This window comes from Paenibacillus sp. FSL R7-0204 (genome assembly GCF_038002225.1).
Taxonomy (GTDB): Bacteria; Bacillota; Bacilli; order Paenibacillales; family Paenibacillaceae; genus Paenibacillus_AQ.
The window spans coordinates 65,686-86,079 of the sequence record NZ_JBBOCA010000001.1 but is presented as its reverse complement, the minus strand read 5'-3'; the positions used below and the strand labels follow the sequence as shown (position 1 = coordinate 86,079).

The window sequence follows — 20,394 nt, the reverse complement described above, 5'->3', positions numbered from 1 at the left end:
TTTTCACTTGCGCCATGCCGCCTATTCCACCGGAAATGTACGGCGGAACAGGCTTGGATGACAGGTTGACCGGAGATAGATGGATTTTCTCCACTTGCTGATGAACGGATGAATCCTGCGGTAACAGCAGGTGGATAAATAGCACCTATTCCAGTACATTTTGCCCACCTTAGCGAATTCGAACAAAATTAGATGCCGTTTATCCACTTGCTTACGTCTATTGTTCGAAAAGTAGCGAATTAAGATGCATTTTTCCACTTGTTTGTCGAGGGAGCCGGTATCAGACTCTAGCCCTTACGCCTTAACCATAGCAGCGGCCTTCGCCCCGCTGCTGCTTCCGCCGGCAGCGCCGCCGCTGCCACCGGCTCCGCTGCCGCCAGCGGCGCTGCTGCCACTGCCGCGCCGGGCCCGGATGCCTACGCGCAGCAGCCGCAGCGCATCGGCCGCGCCGCCGCCCAGCGACGAGCGGCGCTGGCCCTTGCGCAGCCGCACCGGCGAAGCGGTGCGGCGCAAGAGCAGCTTCAGCTCGCGGGGCGACAGCCCCGGCCGCAGCGCGAGCAGCAGGGCCGCGGCACCGGTGACATGGGAGGTCGCCATGGAGGTGCCGCTCATTTCCTTGTACCCCTCCCGCAGCCAGCAGGAGGGGATGCCCTCGCCCGGGCCGTACACATCGATGTACGGTCCGCGGTTGCTGAAGGCTGCGACGCGCTGCCTTCTGTCAAGGGCGCCTACGGCAATAGTCTCCGGATAGCGCGCGGGGTAATCCCCGCCGCGCTTGCCGTCGTTGCCGGAGGAAGCGATGATGGCGATCCCGGCCCGGTAGGCCTTGATCACCACATCATGCAGAGCCTTGCTCCGGTTCCTCATCCCGAAGCTCATATTAATGATATCGATTTTGTTCTGCACGCACCAATCGATGCCAAGGACAATGTCCGATACATAAGCGGAGCCGTTGTGGTCGAAGGCCTTGACCGGATAGAGCAGCGCCCGGGGGGCTACACCCATCATGTTGCGCGCGCCCCCGGCTGCCGCCAGGGTGCCGGCAATATGCGTGCCGTGGCCGTTGTCATCCAGTGGCATCATGCCGCGGTTCAGCAGGTTGATCCCGGAGGCCAGAGAATGCCTGAGATCAGGATGCCGGAAATCGACGCCTGTATCAATGACGCCGATCTTGACATGAACGCCGGTCGATCTGGACCAGGCCTGTGGAGCGCGGATGGCCCTGATCCCCCAGGGCATCAGGGCGGAACCGCTCTTGTCCGCCAAGGGCGAGTGAACCTTAATCCGGTGGTCTTCTTCTATACAGAGGGAATCCGCATAACGGTCCATCAGCCGCTCTGCTCCGGCGGCGGGCACGAAAAAAGCCCGGATCAGCGTAGAGACCTGTACCTGCCTCAGGCCAGGCTTTTTATTCTTCAGAGATTTCCACTGCGACAATGCGCCGGCATACATGCGGGGGTCGTTGAAGGTCACAATGTGCCGTGGTGCACTTTTGGAGGCAGCCTTCATTTCTTCAAGCAGCATCTGCCAAAATCCGTAATAATCCATAGGTTACGCCGTCCCCTCCTCGGTGCCGTGCTGCCATATTGTATGAAAGGGGGATGGCGTCCGAATGGGAACTTGCCCTTTTTTAACGAAATGGGCTGCCCATCGTGTCAAAAGGCTGGAGTTTACATAAAATAAACAGAGGGAACCGCGAGGCGCCCTGCAACATCCCGTAAGGAGCCGATCCTTGGCGTGGATACAGTCATGCGCGGAGGGGTAACCCCTCCGCCTTTTTGGGAATATAAGTCTCATCATGCTCATCCCATTTATTGCCCTGTCCAGGCGGACAAGCCTTCTTCCAGCGGCAGGACCGCAGAATCTGTTTCCCTGATCTTGCTGCAATAGACTTGCAATTTACCCGCAAATAGGTTTTACTTAGTTTTGTTAATGGATATCATGAATGAAGCATGATTGAATGTGAACAATGCGTGAGAGGAAGTGTCCTTTAGTGAGTACGCCACTCAATTTAAAGCTGGACCCTGAGAAAGTAAAAGAAATGCCGATGGTAGACCTGGCCTTCCTGGTGCTTAAGGCAGCCAATACGCCTTACTACTACCGTGATCTGATGGTGGAGGTTGCCAAGCTGCGCGGGTTGACCGATCAAGAGAGCCAAGATACGATCGCCCAGCTATATACCGAGATTAATATTGACGGACGTTTTGCCTGTGTCGGAACCAATCTGTGGGGATTGAAGCGCTGGTACCCGCTCGAACGCTCCGACGACCCTGTCGGCAACACCAAGCGTGTGCGGATCATCAACGATGAAGACGACGATCTGGAAGATGACGACTTTACCGATGAAGAAGAGAATTATGCTGCTGAGGAAGAGGATTTCGATGCGATTGACGAAGATCGCGACGACCTCTATTCCGACGACGACAGCGAAGAGGAAGTTGACGAAGATGTAGTCATCGATGAAGACGACATTGACGAAGACGAATCGGATGATGAAGATTCCGAAGACGGCGAAGAAGACGATGCCGACGATGAGGACGAGGAAGATAAATATTAGAACAGTCTGTGCAGCGGCGCAATTCCTCCCTTGACAGGGGCGGGACGCTCAGAGTAAACTATTGCATGGGCTTATAATGAAAGTTAATATTGTTTTCTAAAATAAAAAGTGCCCCGGGTCTACGGGTGTCACTTTTTTGTTTTTTTACAAGATAAGAAGGAATAGGCTTCGCTTCATTTGTATGCCAAGAAGCTGCGGTTTTCCGCGATTTCCAGGCTGACGGCCTTGTATTTTGGCGGGTGGAAGCAACTTTCGGGTTCCCCGGTTGGATGATGGAAAAAAGGGATACGATAAGGGGCAAGCGTCCCCTGAATTTCTGGACTTTATTTAGGAGGGTTTTACAGTGACAAAGTATATTTTCGTAACGGGTGGCGTTGTGTCTTCCCTTGGCAAAGGCATTACCGCTGCTTCGCTGGGCAGACTGCTCAAGAACAGAGGTCTCAAGGTAACGATCCAGAAATTCGATCCTTACATTAACGTGGACCCGGGAACAATGAGTCCTTATCAGCACGGGGAAGTATTCGTGACCGATGACGGGGCGGAGACCGACCTCGACCTTGGGCATTACGAGCGGTTTATTGACATTAACCTGTCCAAGAACAGCAACGTAACCACAGGCAAAATCTATTCCTCGGTCATCAGCAAAGAACGCCGCGGGGAATATTTGGGGGGAACCGTACAGGTTATCCCGCATATTACGAACGAAATCAAGGAACGCGTCTTCCGTGCGGGCCGTGAGACCGGCTCTGATGTAGTCATTACCGAAATCGGCGGTACCGTAGGCGACATCGAGAGTCTGCCGTTCATGGAAGCCATCCGTCAGATCAAGAGCGACATCGGCCGGGAGAATGTCATGTACATTCACGTGACCCTGATTCCTTATATCAAAGCAGCCGGAGAAGTAAAAACAAAGCCGACCCAGCACAGTGTCAAGGAGCTGCGCAGCATCGGGATTCAGCCCAATGTGATCGTATGCCGTACGGAATATCCGCTCACCGACGATATGAAAGCCAAGCTGGCTCTGTTCTGTGATATCGATGCGAACGCCGTTGTGGAATGCCGCGATGCCTCGACTCTCTATGAGGTGCCGCTGAATCTGCGCGACGAGGGTCTGGATGAGATTGTCGTCAACCACTTGAAGCTGACTACTCCTGCGCCGGATATGCGTGAATGGGAGAGCATGCTGGAGCGGATTCAGAAGCTGGAGCGTACCGTTGAGATTGCTATCGTCGGCAAGTACGTGGCGCTGCATGATGCTTATCTGAGTGTAGTGGAATCCCTGTCCCATGCCGGATTTGCCTCCAATGCCGAAGTGAAGCTCCGGTGGGTCGATGCAGAGCTGGTGACAGATGAGAATGTGGACGAGCTGCTGGGCGGCATCGGCGGCATTCTGGTTCCAGGCGGCTTCGGCGACCGGGGAATCGAAGGCAAGATCTCAGCCATCCGCTATGCACGGGAGCAATCCATTCCGTTCTTCGGCATTTGCCTGGGAATGCAGGTGTCGGTCATCGAGTACGGCCGTTCCATGCTGGGACTGGCAGGAGCGAACAGCTCCGAGATCGATCCTGCGACTCCGCATCCGCTGATTGACCTTCTGCCAGAGCAGAAGGATATCGAAGATATGGGCGGCACGATGCGCCTCGGCCTGTACCCTTGCAAGCTTTTGCCGGATTCCCTGGCTATGTCCTGCTATGACGATGAGCTGGTCTATGAGCGTCACCGTCACCGGTATGAGTTCAACAATGCTTACCGTGATGAGATGGAGAAGGCAGGTCTGGTTATTTCCGGAACCTCCCCTGACGGACGTCTGGTGGAGATTGTCGAGCTGCCGGGTCACCCGTGGTTCCTGTCGGTGCAATTCCACCCGGAATTCACCTCCCGTCCGAACCGTCCGCAGCCGCTGTTCCGTGAATTTGTCAAAGCCTCGCTTACACATTCCGAGCAAATGTAACTATAGAATGACTAGGCCGGACAGGCCTGTGGGAGCTCCCGGTACGGGGGCTTCTTTTTTGAAAACATCTCCTTTGCACAATAGCTCCCGGAAGGCAAGGGGACTGTATTCCCGCTTTTTCACCGGAAATCCTCCTTTATATGGCATAGATTTACGCATTTTAGCCAATTAGCAGGATTTTGGCTGCAAACCACGAATAATAGGTTTCGTATAGACTAAGTTGAAGCGGGGCCGTTAGCTGTTGAGAGGGCGCGGTATGGACAATCTGCCTTAAACTCTGGGAGGGTATCGTATGGAAAAGAAGAAAGTGTTAATCGTCGACGATCAGAATGGAATCCGGATTCTTCTCATGGAAGTATTCAATAGTGAAGGTTATGCCACCTTTCAGGCAGCTAACGGGAAACTGGCACTGGACATTGTCAGGAACGAATCGCCGGATATGGTTTTGTTGGATATGAAAATTCCGGGGATGGACGGACTCGAGATTCTCAAGCATCTGAAGGAGCTTAATCCGGCGATCAAGGTCATTATGATGACGGCCTACGGAGAGCTGGACATGATTAAGGAAGCGACGAAGCTGGGGGCCCTGATGCATTTTACCAAGCCGTTCGATATCGATGAGATGCGTGTTGCCGTCAATATGCACCTGCACAACAAATCAGTAGATCAATGCAGCTAGCTTAGAAATTATAGTTTGGGGACATCCTGTTATGGATACGCTAAAATGAGCAAATGATCCGCCGGCAAAGGGTTGGCTGAATATCGTCCCACCGGGACATTTTTTTGTGTATCCTATTTAGTATTTAACACAGGATGTGCTATAATAGGCCTGTATGTGATGTCGGCTTATATAAGCAACCCAATATTTTAGGAGGATTGAAACCATGCCATTAGTATCTATGACAGACATGTTGACCAAAGCACTTGAAGGAAAATATGCAGTTGGCCAGTTCAACATCAATAACCTGGAGTGGACGCAAGCGATTCTTGGTGCAGCAGAAGAAGAGAAGTCACCGGTAATCCTTGGCGTATCCGAAGGCGCAGCTCGTCACATGGGCGGCTTTTACACAGTAGTTAAGATGGTTGAAGGTCTTATTCATGACATGAAAATCACCGTTCCTGTAGCCATCCACTTGGACCACGGTTCAAGCTTTGACAAATGTAAAGATGCTATCGATGCCGGCTTCACTTCCGTAATGATCGACGGCTCCCACCACCCAATCGACGAGAACATTGAAATGACTAAAAAAGTCGTTGACTATGCTCACGCTAAAGGTGTTTCTGTAGAAGCAGAAGTTGGTACTGTAGGCGGACAGGAAGATGACGTTATCGGCGGCATCCAATACGCTGACCTTAACGAATGCGTACGCATCGTTAAAGAAACAGGCATCGACACTCTGGCTCCTGCACTGGGTTCCGTACACGGTCCTTACCTGGGCGAACCAAACCTTGGATTCAAGGAAATGGAAGAAATCCGCGATGCGGTTAACCTTCCGCTTGTACTTCACGGCGGTACTGGTATCCCGGTACATGACATTCAGAAATCCATCTCCCTGGGTACTTCCAAGATTAACGTTAACACTGAGAACCAAATCGCGTTCGCTAAGGTTGTCCGCGAAGTTCTTGCTGCTAAGCCGGATGCTTACGATCCGCGTACATTCATCGCACCAGGCCGCGATGCTATCAAGCAGACTGTTATCGGCAAAATCCGCGAATTCGGATCCAGTAACAAAGCCTAAGTATTACCCTGCCGCATAACGTTTTTCCGCACAAGCCATTTCGTTTTCCTCAGAAACGGGTGCCGTCCTTCAGGTAAGGACGGCGCAGCCGTTTCTTCTTCTAATCACCAGTCCTTATGTCACCTTAAGCCACAACTGGTATTGCCACAACAAGCTGCAATACACGTAGGGGGAACCAGATAAATTTATGGAAAAATTAATGATTGGCGGCGGACGTCCGCTAGAGGGCGTTGTTACCATCAGCGGAGCAAAGAATAGCGCCATTGCGCTTATTCCTGCAGCAATTTTGGCGGAGTCTGAAGTTGTGCTGGATAATTTGCCTGCACTTAGCGATGTAGCCGTTTACTCCGAAATTCTGGAGGAGCTTGGCGCGAGCGTGTCTTGGACAGGCAGCCAAATGAGAATTAATCCCTCCCGTATCGTATCCATTCCTATGCCTAACGGACCGGTGAAGAAGCTCCGGGCCTCTTATTATATGATGGGCGCACTTTTGGGCCGGTTTAAGGAAGCGACCATTGGATTACCCGGCGGCTGTAATTTTGAGCCCCGTCCGATTGACCAGCATATCAAAGGCTTTGAGGCGCTTGGTGCGACTGTTACCAATGACCATGGCTCGATTCACCTGTATGCTAAAGAACTGCGCGGTGCCAAGATCTATCTGGATGTATCCAGTGTCGGTGCCACCATTAATATTATGCTCGCGGCCTCCCGTGCCAAAGGCTCTACAATTATTGAAAATGCGGCTAAAGAGCCTGAGATTATAGATGTAGCTACCCTGCTCAACTCCATGGGCGCTGTTATTAAGGGCGCCGGTACCGAAACGATCCGGATTGAAGGCGTAAGTGAAATGCACGGCTGCCGCCATTCGATCATTCCTGACCGTATTCAGGCTGGAACATACATGATTGCCGCTGCGGCTACGCGGGGTAATGTCTTAATTGATAACGTGATTCCCAAGCATCTGGAGGCGCTCACTGCCAAGCTGCTGGAAATGGGAGTAGATATAGAAGAACTGGATGAGAGTATCCGGGTGATCGGCAAGGCCAAGTACCAGCACGCGGATGTCAAGGCGCTGATCTATCCCGGTTTCGCAACTGATCTGCAATCTCCAATGACGAGTATGCTGACTCAGGCTGAAGGCGTTAGCGTCCTGAGCGATTTCGTCTACAGCAACCGGTTCAAGCATGTTCCTGAATTGGTTCGCATGGGCGCTAAGATTCGTGTAGAAGGACGTTCTGCAATCATTGAAGGCGGTCCGCTGAATGCAGCCAAAGTGAAGGCTGCTGATCTCCGTGCAGGCGCAGCCCTGGTGATTGCCGGTCTGACTGTTGAAGAAGGCATCACCGAAGTGACAGGTGTAGAGTATATTGACCGCGGTTATGACAACCTCGTAAGTAATCTTCGCAGTTTGGGAGCCGATGTCTGGCGCGAGAACGAATAAGGAGAATACCCGGATTGGCAAGGGCGGAAATTGGCTGCTCAGTGCATATCTCCTTCCAATTCGGGTAATCCTATCCTAATAAGCATTTTCATAGACTCATAGTTTAGAACTCATCATACACAAATTGAATAGGTGGTTATAGCACATGGATCTTCAAATTTCCGATCTGGAAGAAATGAAGCTTACCGATCTGTATAAGCTTGCCAAGAAATACCAGATTCCTTATTACGGAACGCTTAAGAAGCGGGAGTTAATCTTCGCTATTCTTAGAGCACAGGCAGAGCAGAGCGGTCTAATGTTTATGGAAGGTGTGCTTGAGATTCTGCCGGAAGGCTATGGCTTCCTTCGGCCGATTAACTACTTGCCGAGTGCAGAGGATATCTATATCTCCGCATCGCAGATCCGCAAGTTCGACCTTAGAAGCGGTGACCTGGTCTCCGGGAAATGCCGGACGCCGAAGGAGAACGAACGCTATTTCGGACTCTTGCAGGTGAATGCCGTCAATGGCGAGAACCCGGCAACTGCAGCTGAACGGTTACATTTTCCGGCGCTTACGCCGCTTTATCCGCAAGATAAGCTGCCGCTCGAAACATCCCCAACCCATTTGTCGACCCGTATCATGGATTTGCTTGCTCCTGTAGGTCTGGGGCAGCGCGGTTTGATTGTGGCACCTCCCAAAGCAGGGAAGACGCTCCTCCTCAAAGAAATTGCCAACAGTATCTCTACGAACAATCCCGAGATTGCACTGTTTGTTCTGCTGATCGATGAACGTCCCGAGGAAGTAACAGATATGCAGCGTTCGGTTAAAGGTGAGGTAGTGGCTTCGACATTTGACGAGCTGCCGGAGAATCATATCAAAGTGGCAGAGCTTGTACTCCAGCGTGCGCTGCGCCTGGTAGAGCACAAGAAGGATGTTGTCATTCTGCTGGACAGCATTACCCGTCTTGCCCGTGCCTACAATCTCGTAGTTCCGCCATCCGGCCGGACACTTAGCGGAGGGATTGATCCTGCCGCGTTCCATCGGCCAAAACGGTTCTTCGGTTCCGCACGTAACGTGGAGGAAGGCGGCAGCTTAACTATTCTTGCCACCGCACTGATTGATACCGGATCACGGATGGATGACATTATTTATGAGGAATTCAAGGGTACAGGGAATATGGAGCTCCATCTGGACCGGAAGCTGGCTGAACGCCGGATCTTCCCGGCAATTGATATCCGCCGTTCGGGTACGCGCCGTGAAGAAGTATTGCTTAGCAAGGAAGAGCTGGATACAATCTGGTCGATCCGTAAAAATATGAATGAATCCTATGACTTCGTAGAAGGATTCCTGAAGAAGCTGCGTGACAGCAAGACGAATGCGGAGTTCCTGGCCTCCTTCGATGTGGCTGGAGGCAAGGATTCCTCGTCAGCAAGCGGTACGGCCAGCAAAGGCGGTACCTCGAACAGCGGCTCGTCCGCCCGCCGCACCACACGTCCCAAGGCGCCTACTGTGCCGACTACCTGAGAATAGATAACAAGAGGAGAATAACATGTATTTGGTATATGCCGACGAACAAGGAAACGTATATGATCATCCCGAGCTGTATGGCCTGGCCCGCAGTGGCGATATGATCGTTGAGATACTGGAGGAAGAGCTGGTTCCGCTGCCTGAGGGGGCCACGCTGGTCGGGCTCCCGAGCACCCGGGCGATTGGGATGAATCCGGAGACCGGTGAGATGCTGCCCCTGCCGGCAGGTTCGCAGGCTGTCGGAGCCTTGCTGCCGCAGGGATACACCCGTCTGTGCCTTCCCGGTTACGTCAAGACAGACAAGACCTACAAGCTTCCGCTCTTCGGATATTCCGCTGTAGTATGGAAGGACGGCGGTTTCTATGTGGCGGCTGATCTTACTGATGATCCGGAGCAATGGAACCCGCTTAACTGCGACCGGGACGATGTGAAGACTGGTGTGGGCGAACTGACTGCCAAGTACCCGGAGAACCGTCTGTATAATCACTTGTCCAACTGCGCGCTGGAATATGAATGCTTAACCTCGTCCAATACCTTCCTTGGCCGCTGGGAAGGCGCTGTTCCGGTCTCGTACTCCTGCAACGCCGGTTGCTTCGGTTGTATCTCTGAACAGCCCGATGACAGCGGATTTGTGTCCCCGCAGACACGGATGAACTTCCGCCCTGCAGTGAACGAAGTATCGCAAGTGATGCTGGAGCACCTGAAGACACCGGAATCCATTGTCAGCTTTGGACAGGGCTGTGAAGGTGAGCCTTCTACGCAGGCGAAGCTGATTATTGAATCTATCCGTGAAGTCCGGTCCATTACCGATATGGGCTATATCAATATCAACACCAATGCGGGCTTAAGCGATCATATCCGCGGCATTGTCGATGCCGGTCTTGATCTGATGCGGGTTAGTACCATCAGCGCGCTGGATGACCATTATAACGCCTATTACAAGCCTCGCGGATATACGCTGGCTAACGTGGAGAAGTCGCTGAAGTACGCTGTCTCCCAAGGTGTATATACCTCCATTAACTATTTGATTTTCCCGGGGGTTACAGACCGTGAGGAAGAAATTGAAGCGATGGTGGAGTTCGTCAGACGTACAGATCTTAAGCTCATTCAGATGCGTAATCTCAATATTGACCCGGAGAGCTATCTGGAGCTTATTCCCCCTGCACGGGGCGAGATCCTTGGCATGAAGACCATGCTCGAGATCTTCCGTGAGGAGCTCCCGGAGGTTGTAATTGGTTCCTTCACCCATGTTCCCCCTGCTGAGCTGGCCCGTGCCAAGCGGCGCAGAGTGCAGCTTTAGGCTTTAGGTTTTTTAAGAACGGCTGGCCTATTGCAGAGCCTGGGCATCACATGCTAGAATGTAGCTTGCGTAATCATATAACTCTAGGCCCGCATGAGGCTTAGGGCGTGAGAGGTGAGATTTTATATGCAAACAACCATTCAACCCAAGTACAATGTAACGAAGGTAACCTGCGCTTGCGGCAACACTTTTGAAGCCGGCTCGACAGTACAGGAGCTTCGGGTCGAAATTTGCTCAAGCTGTCACCCGTTCTTCACCGGTAAGCAGAAGTTCCTGGATGCCGGCGGCCGTGTGGACAGATTCAAGAAGAAATATGGTATCTAATATTGCATAGTTGATTTTTGCCTGTCTGTAAGCTATACTTATCTTCGCCGTGCTAGACGGGGAGGTAGCGGTGCCCTGTAACTCGCAATCCGCTGTAGCGAGGTTGAATTCCTGTTAGAGGTGCTGTCGATGTGAGGCCTTGGTTCCTATGGGCTGTGTTGACGGTTGGGTCCTCCGCAATGAGTGCTTGTGAACCTGGTCAGGTCCGGAAGGAAGCAGCCATAAGCGAGTTTGCTCTTGTGCCGGAGGGTGGCCTAGCCCGAGCAGTTTTGTAGGGTTACCGCTTGGATCGCAGCCATCAATAACAGGTGCACGGTTTAAATAAGGATGATGATAGCGTCTTTGCTACAAGCAAAGACGCTTTTTGTTTTTCTAGGTATACTAGGTAGTGAGATATTATTCCCGCTCTGGCTGTTATCCTTCCTTATCGGATGGTGGGCTGCTTCTGCTTGGTCAAAGACTTGGGAATATAGTATAATAAATTAGCGACAAATGCCGGAAAGCGGCAGCCTGAGAGAGGGTAATGCATAGTGGAACATATCGCGCTGTACCGTGCCTGGCGGCCGCAGTCGTTTCAAGATATGGTAGGGCAGCAGCATATTATCCAGACGCTGCAGAATGCGATCCGTGAACAGCGTGTTTCGCATGCCTATCTGTTCAGCGGACCGCGGGGGACCGGTAAGACGAGCGCGGCCAAGGTATTGGCCAAGGCAGTCAATTGTGAGCGGGGCCCAGGTCCTGAGCCCTGCAATGAGTGTCCGTCCTGTCTGCGGATTACGTCAGGCAACATCATGGACGTTCAGGAGATAGATGCGGCATCCAACAGGGGTGTTGAAGAGATTCGCGATCTGCGGGATAAGGTGAAATATGCACCTACCGAAGTACGCCGTAAAGTGTATATTATTGATGAAGTGCATATGCTGACAACAGAGGCATTTAATGCCCTGCTGAAGACGCTCGAAGAGCCTCCGCAGCATGTGATGTTTATACTGGCGACCACCGAGCCGCACAAGCTGCCGGCTACGATCATCTCGCGTTGCCAGCGGTTTGACTTCCGCCGGGTCTCGCTGGAGGAACAGACGGGCCGCCTGACTGAGATTTGCCAGAAGGAAGGCATTACAGCAGATGCAGATGCTCTCCAGTATATCGCCCGCCTGTCTGACGGCGGGATGCGGGACGCGCTTAGCATTCTGGATCAGATCTCTTCCTTCACTGACGGGAATGTGACCTATCAGCAGGTGCTGGGCATGACCGGGGGCATCCCCTCCGAGCAGTTCGCGCGTCTGGCGAACGCTATTCTTGAGAGTGATATGGGGCAGCTGCTGGAGCTTGTGGAGCAGATGATGCATGAGGGTAAGAGCGCAGATAAATGCCTGGAGAATCTTCTGTATTATTTCCGTGATTTACTGATGATCAAGATGGTGCCTGGGGCGGATCAGCTAACCGACCGCGTGCTGAATCCGGCTGATTTCCGCGATATGGCTAAGGCCTTTTCCCGCGACCGGTTATTCCTGATTGTGGAGACGTTGAGCCGTTATCTGGGAGAGATGAAGTATGCTACACATCCGCAGACAATATTTGAGGTAGCATTGATGAAGCTGTGCAGCGGTCCGCAGGATGCTGCTGCTCCGTCTGCAGGCGATCCGGCAGTGAGTACGGCCGCGTCTGCAGCCGCTAATGGTTCTCCGCAGGTACAGTCCGGTGAGCTGGATCAGCTCAGAGCGCAGATTGCCGCGCTGGAGAAGAAGCTGGAGCAGGCTATTCAAGCCGGCGGGGTTGCCGGCGGCGGGCGTGAGCAGGCAGCGCAGCGCACTGCCCCGCCAAGCGCTCCGCGCGTATCCTCGGCCTCTAAGCTTCCCCCGCAACTGGATAAGTTTATTGCGGGTAAGGACAGTCCTGATTTTAGTGCGGTCTTTAAGCAGTGGAGTCTTGTTCTTCAGGGTGTGAAGGAAGAGAAGGTCACGGTACATGCTTGGTTTGTGGACGGTGAGCCGGTGGCGGTGATGGAAGATGCTGTGCTGGTTGCCTTCAAGAATACCATTCACCGGGATACCACAGAGAAGCCTGCGAACCGTCAGGTCATCGAGAATGTAATGAATGCCAAGCTGGGTAAGCCGTACCGGCTGGTTACTATGATGATGCGCGACTGGAATGAAGCAGCGACGAAATCTGCGGCTTCGGCCGGAACAGAGGAGTTGCGTCTGGAGCATGAGCACGAGAGCGGCGAAGGCAAGTCCGAACCATGGATTGATGAGGCGATCCAGCTCTTTGGAGAAGACCTTGTTGTCATAAAAGAATAAGGATTCAGCTATCAGCGCAGAAGTGCGCATCCCAAAAGGAGAGATGATGTATGAATAATATGAACCAAATGATGAAGCAGGTTAAGAAGATGCAGGAGCAGATGCTCAAAGCCCAGGAAGAGCTAGGCAGCAAGACGATTGAGGGTTCTTCCGGCGGCGGCGTGGTTACCGTTCAGGTGAACGGACACAAGAAATTGCTGTCCATTCAGATCAAACCGGAGGTTGTTGATCCGGAGGATATCGAAATGCTGCAGGATCTGGTGATCACTGCTGTTAATGATGCTCTTACCCAGGCAGAAGAGTTGGCGAACAACGATATGGGTAAATTCACAGGCGGAATGAAGATTCCTGGCTTGTTCTAGGCTTACTCCACTCCCTGCCAAAGGAGAACCGATACTTTGTATTATCCAGAACCGCTAGCCAAGCTGATAGAAGCTTTTACACGTTTGCCCGGGATTGGCCCGAAGACAGCTGCCCGGCTGGCCTTTCATGTGCTGAACATGAAGGAGGACGAGGTGATTGATTTCGCCAAAGCCCTGGTCAGCGTCAAGCGCAATCTTCATTACTGTTCGGTCTGCTGCAACATAACGGATACCGACCCGTGCCGGATCTGCCAGGACAAAACCCGCGATGCTTCGGTAATCTGTGTGGTTCAGGACTCGAAGGATCTGGTCGCTATCGAACGAACTAAGGAATTTGACGGCTATTATCATGTCCTCCAGGGTGCAATCTCGCCTATGGAAGGCATAGGGCCGGACGATATAAGGCTGAAGGAGCTGCTGACCAGACTCAGCGATGAGCGGGTGAAGGAGCTGATTATGGCGACCAACCCCAACATTGAAGGGGAAGCCACCGCCATGTATATCTCGCGTCTTGTCCGTCCCTTTGAGATCAAGATCACCAGGATAGCCCATGGCTTGCCTGTAGGCGGCGATCTTGAGTATGCGGACGAGGTAACCCTGTCGAAGGCGCTGGAAGGCCGTCGTGAGCTGTTCTGAGTGTCGTGCTGTTGTATTATAAGTGTAGGGAGCCCTCGGGCTCCTTTTTTTGTTTCCTGAAGAGCCGCTGATATTCTACTAAAAGTTCTGTTAACCTTCCTCTCCCGGTTCTAAGTTTGTCCCTACTCCGATATGTATGAGATTAACGGGTGTGAATCGCCGGTTGCAACTGCAGTTATTCATATATCTTAGGAGGGATTGCGATGGGTTGGTGGATTACCAAGTGGCTGAGCGGGAATACGGATAAGGCAAAGGCAGCGGAGACGGAAGAGGAATGGGGCACGGTGTACCAAGAGGTGCGTAAAGCGCAGTCTGAATGGGAGCGGGCTTACCTTATGTTTGATGAGGCTCTGGGCCAGGATCAGATTGACTATGCGATCTATATCCTGGAGGCGGCTGAGCGCAAATATCAGATACACCTTAAGGATGCCAAGCGGCTGGGGCTTAACCGGAGCCAACTGCAAGTATGAACAGACTAAGTAAGCGAGGAGGAGAACGATGCTAAGAACTGTTGCACTGGGTGTGCTGATTATATCTGCAGCGCTGCTGGTCCTGATTGTATTTAGGAAAAGATTGGGGTGGGCATGGATGAGCGTATTTGGGACCCATCTTATATTAGCGGCGCTCGGAATTTATATCGTTAATTTCTCGGGAGTTGTAAGTGATCTGCACATACCGCTTAACCCTACAACCATAGGTGCTGTAACCATTCTTGGTCTGCCGGGAGTGGCGCTGTTATTGGGATTGAAATTAACTTTGTTTTAGAGGTTGACGAAGGCTCCTGATTCATGATATATTAACTCTCGGCCCTTTGGACAGGAGATCTTCGGATCACTTGCTGGAAGCTAAAGCGAAAAAAGAAATTAAAAAAACGCTTGACTGAAACAAGGGTGCTGTGATATATTATAAAGGTCGCTGCTGAGAAAAACATCAACGACAAGAGATGAGACATTGATCTTTGAAAACTGAACAACGAGTGAGTGGGAAATCACTTCGGTGAGATCCAAATTAGAGAATATAACAATTCTCGTCAGATGTTTCAAAATGAGCAATCGCTCTTTCTAAATACCAATTTGGAGAGTTTGATCCTGGCTCAGGACGAACGCTGGCGGCATGCCTAATACATGCAAGTCGAGCGGAGTCTGAGAGGAAGCTTGCTTCCTTTCAGATTTAGCGGCGGACGGGTGAGTAACACGTAGGCAACCTGCCCTCAAGCCTGGGATAACTACCGGAAACGGTAGCTAATACCGGATAATTTCTTTTTTCTCCTGAGGAGAGAATGAAAGGCGGAGCAATCTGCTGCTTGGGGATGGGCCTGCGGCGCATTAGCTAGTTGGTGGGGTAACGGCCCACCAAGGCGACGATGCGTAGCCGACCTGAGAGGGTGAACGGCCACACTGGGACTGAGACACGGCCCAGACTCCTACGGGAGGCAGCAGTAGGGAATCTTCCGCAATGGGCGCAAGCCTGACGGAGCAATGCCGCGTGAGTGATGAAGGTTTTCGGATCGTAAAGCTCTGTTGCCAGGGAAGAACGTCCGGTAGAGTAACTGCTGCCGGAGTGACGGTACCTGAGAAGAAAGCCCCGGCTAACTACGTGCCAGCAGCCGCGGTAATACGTAGGGGGCAAGCGTTGTCCGGAATTATTGGGCGTAAAGCGCGCGCAGGCGGTTATTTAAGTCTGGTGTTTAAACCTTGGGCTCAACCTGAGGTCGCACTGGAAACTGGGTGACTTGAGTACAGAAGAGGAAAGTGGAATTCCACGTGTAGCGGTGAAATGCGTAGATATGTGGAGGAACACCAGTGGCGAAGGCGACTTTCTGGGCTGTAACTGACGCTGAGGCGCGAAAGCGTGGGGAGCAAACAGGATTAGATACCCTGGTAGTCCACGCCGTAAACGATGAGTGCTAGGTGTTAGGGGTTTCGATACCCTTGGTGCCGAAGTTAACACAGTAAGCACTCCGCCTGGGGAGTACGGTCGCAAGACTGAAACTCAAAGGAATTGACGGGGACCCGCACAAGCAGTGGAGTATGTGGTTTAATTCGAAGCAACGCGAAGAACCTTACCAGGTCTTGACATCCAACTAACGAAGCAGAGATGCATCAGGTGCCCTTCGGGGAAAGTTGAGACAGGTGGTGCATGGTTGTCGTCAGCTCGTGTCGTGAGATGTTGGGTTAAGTCCCGCAACGAGCGCAACCCTTGACTTTAGTTGCCAGCAGGTTGAGCTGGGCACTCTAGAGTGACTGCCGGTGACAAACCGGAGGAAGGTGGGGATGACGTCAAATCATCATGCCCCTTATGACCTGGGCTACACACGTACTACAATGGCCGGTACAACGGGAAGCGAAGCCGCGAGGTGGAGCCAATCCCAGCAAAGCCGGTCTCAGTTCGGATTGCAGGCTGCAACTCGCCTGCATGAAGTCGGAATTGCTAGTAATCGCGGATCAGCATGCCGCGGTGAATACGTTCCCGGGTCTTGTACACACCGCCCGTCACACCACGAGAGTTTACAACACCCGAAGTCGGTGGGGTAACCCGCAAGGGAGCCAGCCGCCGAAGGTGGGGTAGATGATTGGGGTGAAGTCGTAACAAGGTAGCCGTATCGGAAGGTGCGGCTGGATCACCTCCTTTCTATGGAGAATCGTCTTCTGCAATGAAGACATTCAAATCGGAAGCTTCGCTTCCACAATAGAACTTTCGGGTTCGGACACTCACTCGTGTTCAGTTTTGAAAGAGCAAGTCTCTTTCGTATGCGTTTGGTGGCGATAGCGGAGGGGTTCCACACGTACCCATCCCGAACACGACCGTTAAGCCCTCCAGCGCCGATGGTACTTGGACCGAAGGGTCCTGGGAGAGTAGGACGCCGCCAAGCGAACAATCAATTCATTGATTGCTTCACAACTGTAAGTTTTGTTATATGGGCTTTTAGCTCAGTTGGTTAGAGCGCACCTCTGATAAGGGTGAGGTCGGTGGTTCGAGTCCACCAAGGCCCACCATATAACAATCTTGAATTGAATAGCAAGTACCGGGGTCCCCAGACAGTAATCGGGATTAACCTCGAAGCTACACCTCGCTTTTTGGGGTGATTATATGGGGCCATAGCTCAGCTGGGAGAGCGCCTGCCTTGCAAGCAGGAGGTCAGCGGTTCGATCCCGCTTGGCTCCACCAATCATTATTTACAAGAGTATATGCAAGAACTTGATCCTTGAAAACTGGATACCGAAACGAATTTGCGTTTTAGAACATTCCTTTAAGCTGAACTTGTGTAAACAAGTTTCAATATTTTAGTGATGCTAAGTGAAGGTTTTTGATTGTGCAAACAAGCAAAACACCGGAACGTTGGTTAAGCTATTAAGAGCACACGGAGGATGCCTAGGCGCCAGGAGCCGACGAAGGACGTGGCGAACAACGAAACTGCCTCGGGGAGCTGTAAGCAAGCTTTGATCCGGGGGTGTCCGAATGGGGAAACCCAGCTGTGGTAATTCGCAGTTACTCGTATCTGAATACATAGGATACGCAGAGGCAGACCAGGGGAACTGAAACATCTAAGTACCCTGAGGAAGAGAAAACAATAGTGATTCCGTCAGTAGCGGCGAGCGAACGCGGAACAGCCTAAACCAAGGGGCTTGCCTCTTGGGGTTGTGGGACGTCTCACATGGAGTTACAAAGGAATATGGTAGGCGAAGAGGTCTGGAAAGGCCCGCGATAGAGGTAAAAGCCCTGTAGCCTAAACTGTGTTCTCTCCGAGACGGATCCCGAGTAGTGCGGGGCACGTGAAACCCCGTATGAATCCAGCAGGACCATCTGCTAAGGCTAAATACTACCTGGCGACCGATAGTGAAACAGTACCGTGAGGGAAAGGTGAAAAGCACCCCGGAAGGGGAGTGAAATAGAACCTGAAACCGTGTGCTTACAAAAAGTCAGAGCCCTTTCTATGGGTGATGGCGTGCCTTTTGTAGAATGAACCGGCGAGTTACGTTTAACATGCAAGGTTAAGGTGAGAAGCCGGAGCCGCAGCGAAAGCGAGTCTGAATAGGGCGACTAAGTATGTGGACGTAGACCCGAAACCGTGTGATCTACCCCTGTCCAGGGTGAAGGTGCGGTAACACGCACTGGAGGCCCGAACCCACGCATGTTGAAAAATGCGGGGATGAGGTGGGGGTAGCGGAGAAATTCCAATCGAACTCGGAGATAGCTGGTTCTCCCCGAAATAGCTTTAGGGCTAGCCTCGGTGAATGGAGTGGTGGAGGTAGAGCACTGATTGGGTGCGGGGCCCGCAAGGGTTACCAAGCTCAGTCAAACTCCGAATGCCATTAACTTCTTGCCGGGAGTCAGACAGTGAGTGCTAAGATCCATTGTCAAAAGGGAAACAGCCCAGACCATCAGCTAAGGTCCCCAAGTGTGTGTTAAGTGGGAAAGGATGTGGAGTTGCACAGACAACCAGGATGTTGGCTTAGAAGCAGCCACCATTGAAAGAGTGCGTAATAGCTCACTGGTCGAGTGACTCTGCGCCGAAAATGTAACGGGGCTAAACACACCACCGAAGCTATGGCTAGATGCGTTGCATCTGGGGTAGGGGAGCGTTGTATGTGGGTTGAAGGTGTACCGTAAGGAGCGCTGGACAGCATACAAGTGAGAATGCCGGTATGAGTAACGAAAAGATCAGTGAGAATCTGATCCGCCGAAAGCCCAAGGTTTCCTGAGGAAGGCTCGTCCGCTCAGGGTAAGTCGGGACCTAAGGCGAGGCCGAAAGGCGTAGTCGAAGGACAACAGTTTGAAATTACTGTACCACCGTAATCCGCTATGAGCGATGGGGTGACGCAGGAGGGTAGTGACGCGGACTGATGGATGTCCGTCTAAGCAGTGAGGCTGGTGTGTAGGCAAATCCGCACACCGCACAGGCTGGGCTGTGATGGGGAGCGAAAATTACAGTAGCGAAGGTCATGATCTCACACTGCCAAGAAAAGCCTCTAGTCAGGAGAAGGTGCCCGTACCGCAAACCGACACAGGTAGGCGAGAAGAGAATTCTAAGGCGCGCGGAAGAACTCTCGTTAAGGAACTCGGCAAAATGACCCCGTAACTTCGGGAGAAGGGGTGCCTCGGTAGGGTGAATAGCCCGAGGGGGCCGCAGTGAAAAGGCCCAAGCGACTGTTTAGCAAAAACACAGGTCTGTGCGAAGCCGCAAGGCGAAGTATACGGGCTGACGCCTGCCCGGTGCTGGAAGGTTAAGGGGAGCGGTTAGGAGCAATCCGAAGCTGTGAACCGAAGCCCCAGTAAACGGCGGCCGTAACTATAACGGTCCTAAGGTAGCGAAATTCCTTGTCAGGTAAATTCTGACCCGCACGAATGGCGTAACGACTTGGGCGCTGTCTCAACGAGAGATCCGGTGAAATTTTAATACCTGTGAAGATGCAGGTTACCCGCGACAAGACGGAAAGACCCCATGGAGCTTTACTGCAGCTTGATATTGAATTTGGGTACGATCTGTACAGGATAGGTGGGAGCCGTGGAGGCAGGAGCGCAAGCTTCTGCGGAGGCGCCGTTGGGATACCACCCTGATCGTATCTAGGTTCTAACCTAGTGCCCTCATCGGGTACGGGGACCGTGTCAGGCGGGCAGTTTGACTGGGGCGGTCGCCTCCTAAAGAGTAACGGAGGCGTTCAAAGGTTCCCTCAGAATGGTTGGAAATCATTCGCAGAGTGCAAAGGCATAAGGGAGCTTGACTGCGAGACCTACAAGTCGAGCAGGGACGAAAGTCGGACTTAGTGATCCGGTGGTACCGCATGGAAGGGCCATCGCTCAACGGATAAAAGCTACCCTGGGGATAACAGGCTTATCTCCCCCAAGAGTCCACATCGACGGGGAGGTTTGGCACCTCGATGTCGGCTCATCGCATCCTGGGGCTGAAGTAGGTCCCAAGGGTTGGGCTGTTCGCCCATTAAAGCGGTACGCGAGCTGGGTTCAGAACGTCGTGAGACAGTTCGGTCCCTATCTGTCGTGGGCGCAGGAAATTTGAGAGGAGCTGTCCTTAGTACGAGAGGACCGGGATGGACGTACCGCTGGTGCATCAGTTGTTCCGCCAGGAGCATGGCTGAGTAGCTACGTACGGACGGGATAAGCGCTGAAAGCATCTAAGCGTGAAGCCCCCCTCAAGATGAGATTTCCCAGTATGTAAGACCCCTTGAAGACGACGAGGTAGATAGGTTGGAGGTGGAAGTGCAGCAATGCATGGAGCTGACCAATACTAATCGGTCGAGGGCTTATCCAAAATCTACAA

At 52.4% G+C, this 20,394-nt stretch carries 14 protein-coding genes, 2 tRNA genes, 3 rRNA genes and 1 other RNA gene; 19 read left to right on the top strand and 1 reads right to left on the bottom strand.

Features of this window, described 5'->3' with window-relative positions; translation table 11 throughout:
• Positions 1-294: 294 nt before the first annotated feature.
• Positions 295-1,548 carry a S8 family peptidase gene (locus tag MKX42_RS00435; protein ID WP_340750379.1) on the bottom strand — a complete coding sequence of 418 codons (1,254 nt, stop codon included), beginning with the start codon at positions 1,546-1,548 and terminating at the stop codon, positions 295-297.
• A 445-nt stretch (positions 1,549-1,993) separates the two neighbouring features.
• Between MKX42_RS00435 and rpoE the strand changes: the two genes are divergently transcribed.
• The 19 genes from rpoE to MKX42_RS00340 all read left to right on the top strand — a co-directional run bounded on the left by rpoE (position 1,994) and on the right by MKX42_RS00340 (position 20,385).
• Complete coding sequence (rpoE, locus tag MKX42_RS00430) at positions 1,994-2,557, top strand: DNA-directed RNA polymerase subunit delta (protein ID WP_339312211.1); 564 nt, start codon at positions 1,994-1,996, stop codon at positions 2,555-2,557.
• Between the two features lie 343 nt (positions 2,558-2,900).
• Positions 2,901-4,508, top strand: coding sequence for a CTP synthase (locus MKX42_RS00425; protein WP_036724451.1), 1,608 nt, complete (start codon positions 2,901-2,903; stop codon positions 4,506-4,508).
• Between the two features lie 292 nt (positions 4,509-4,800).
• Positions 4,801-5,187: a response regulator gene (locus MKX42_RS00420; protein ID WP_036698896.1), complete on the top strand. Its 387-nt coding sequence runs from the start codon at positions 4,801-4,803 to the stop codon at positions 5,185-5,187.
• Between the two features lie 205 nt (positions 5,188-5,392).
• Entirely contained in the window at positions 5,393-6,247 is an 855-nt protein-coding gene (gene fba / locus MKX42_RS00415) for a class II fructose-1,6-bisphosphate aldolase (RefSeq protein WP_340750377.1), read from the top strand.
• A gap of 187 nt (positions 6,248-6,434) precedes the next feature.
• The gene (locus tag MKX42_RS00410; protein WP_340750375.1) at positions 6,435-7,688 is read left to right on the top strand and encodes a UDP-N-acetylglucosamine 1-carboxyvinyltransferase; all 1,254 of its coding nucleotides are present in this window, start codon (positions 6,435-6,437) and stop codon (positions 7,686-7,688) included.
• A 145-nt stretch (positions 7,689-7,833) separates the two neighbouring features.
• A complete protein-coding gene (rho, locus tag MKX42_RS00405; protein ID WP_036724456.1) occupies positions 7,834-9,192 on the top strand; it encodes a transcription termination factor Rho in 1,359 nt (452 codons plus the stop codon).
• A gap of 25 nt (positions 9,193-9,217) precedes the next feature.
• Positions 9,218-10,495 carry a radical SAM protein gene (locus MKX42_RS00400; protein WP_340750373.1) on the top strand — a complete coding sequence of 426 codons (1,278 nt, stop codon included), beginning with the start codon at positions 9,218-9,220 and terminating at the stop codon, positions 10,493-10,495.
• Positions 10,496-10,621: 126 nt separating this feature from the next.
• A complete protein-coding gene (rpmE, locus tag MKX42_RS00395) occupies positions 10,622-10,819 on the top strand; it encodes a 50S ribosomal protein L31 (RefSeq protein ID WP_036698887.1) in 198 nt (65 codons plus the stop codon).
• Positions 10,820-10,866: 47 nt separating this feature from the next.
• Positions 10,867-11,135: signal recognition particle sRNA large type (gene ffs / locus MKX42_RS00390), an RNA gene on the top strand.
• A gap of 214 nt (positions 11,136-11,349) precedes the next feature.
• Entirely contained in the window at positions 11,350-13,119 is a 1,770-nt protein-coding gene (gene dnaX, locus MKX42_RS00385; protein ID WP_340750371.1) for a DNA polymerase III subunit gamma/tau, read from the top strand.
• Between the two features lie 50 nt (positions 13,120-13,169).
• Positions 13,170-13,481 (top strand): YbaB/EbfC family nucleoid-associated protein, encoded by a 312-nt coding sequence (locus MKX42_RS00380; protein ID WP_036698884.1) that lies wholly within the window; start codon positions 13,170-13,172, stop codon positions 13,479-13,481.
• A 36-nt stretch (positions 13,482-13,517) separates the two neighbouring features.
• The gene (gene recR, locus MKX42_RS00375) at positions 13,518-14,117 is read left to right on the top strand and encodes a recombination mediator RecR (protein ID WP_036698882.1); all 600 of its coding nucleotides are present in this window, start codon (positions 13,518-13,520) and stop codon (positions 14,115-14,117) included.
• A gap of 203 nt (positions 14,118-14,320) precedes the next feature.
• Entirely contained in the window at positions 14,321-14,587 is a 267-nt protein-coding gene (locus MKX42_RS00370) for a DUF2508 family protein (RefSeq protein ID WP_340750370.1), read from the top strand.
• Positions 14,588-14,615: 28 nt separating this feature from the next.
• The gene (locus tag MKX42_RS00365; RefSeq protein ID WP_340750368.1) at positions 14,616-14,882 is read left to right on the top strand and encodes a pro-sigmaK processing inhibitor BofA family protein; all 267 of its coding nucleotides are present in this window, start codon (positions 14,616-14,618) and stop codon (positions 14,880-14,882) included.
• Between the two features lie 305 nt (positions 14,883-15,187).
• Positions 15,188-16,748 (top strand): 16S ribosomal RNA (locus tag MKX42_RS00360).
• 124 nt (positions 16,749-16,872) lie between these two features.
• Positions 16,873-16,989, top strand: a 5S ribosomal RNA gene (gene rrf / locus MKX42_RS00355).
• A 47-nt stretch (positions 16,990-17,036) separates the two neighbouring features.
• Positions 17,037-17,113: transfer RNA gene (locus MKX42_RS00350), tRNA-Ile, on the top strand.
• Between the two features lie 96 nt (positions 17,114-17,209).
• Positions 17,210-17,285: transfer RNA gene (locus tag MKX42_RS00345), tRNA-Ala, on the top strand.
• 173 nt (positions 17,286-17,458) lie between these two features.
• Positions 17,459-20,385, top strand: a 23S ribosomal RNA gene (locus tag MKX42_RS00340).
• Together the 16S, 23S and 5S rRNA genes with 2 tRNA genes alongside form the textbook arrangement of a ribosomal RNA operon.
• Positions 20,386-20,394 lie beyond the last annotated feature (9 nt).

Excerpts from the sequence above, each read along its gene's own strand:
- MKX42_RS00435 (WP_340750379.1), bottom strand. The coding sequence starts at position 1,548 with ATGGATTATTACGGATTTTGGCAGATGCTGCTTGAAGAAATGAAGGCT.
- MKX42_RS00420 (WP_036698896.1), top strand. The coding sequence starts at position 4,801 with ATGGAAAAGAAGAAAGTGTTAATCGTCGACGATCAGAATGGAATCCGG.
- fba (WP_340750377.1), top strand. The coding sequence starts at position 5,393 with ATGCCATTAGTATCTATGACAGACATGTTGACCAAAGCACTTGAAGGA.
- MKX42_RS00410 (WP_340750375.1), top strand. The coding sequence starts at position 6,435 with ATGGAAAAATTAATGATTGGCGGCGGACGTCCGCTAGAGGGCGTTGTT.
- rho (WP_036724456.1), top strand. The coding sequence starts at position 7,834 with ATGGATCTTCAAATTTCCGATCTGGAAGAAATGAAGCTTACCGATCTG.
- MKX42_RS00400 (WP_340750373.1), top strand. The coding sequence starts at position 9,218 with ATGTATTTGGTATATGCCGACGAACAAGGAAACGTATATGATCATCCC.
- rpmE (WP_036698887.1), top strand. The coding sequence starts at position 10,622 with ATGCAAACAACCATTCAACCCAAGTACAATGTAACGAAGGTAACCTGC.
- MKX42_RS00380 (WP_036698884.1), top strand. The coding sequence starts at position 13,170 with ATGAATAATATGAACCAAATGATGAAGCAGGTTAAGAAGATGCAGGAG.
- MKX42_RS00370 (WP_340750370.1), top strand. The coding sequence starts at position 14,321 with ATGGGTTGGTGGATTACCAAGTGGCTGAGCGGGAATACGGATAAGGCA.
- MKX42_RS00365 (WP_340750368.1), top strand. The coding sequence starts at position 14,616 with ATGCTAAGAACTGTTGCACTGGGTGTGCTGATTATATCTGCAGCGCTG.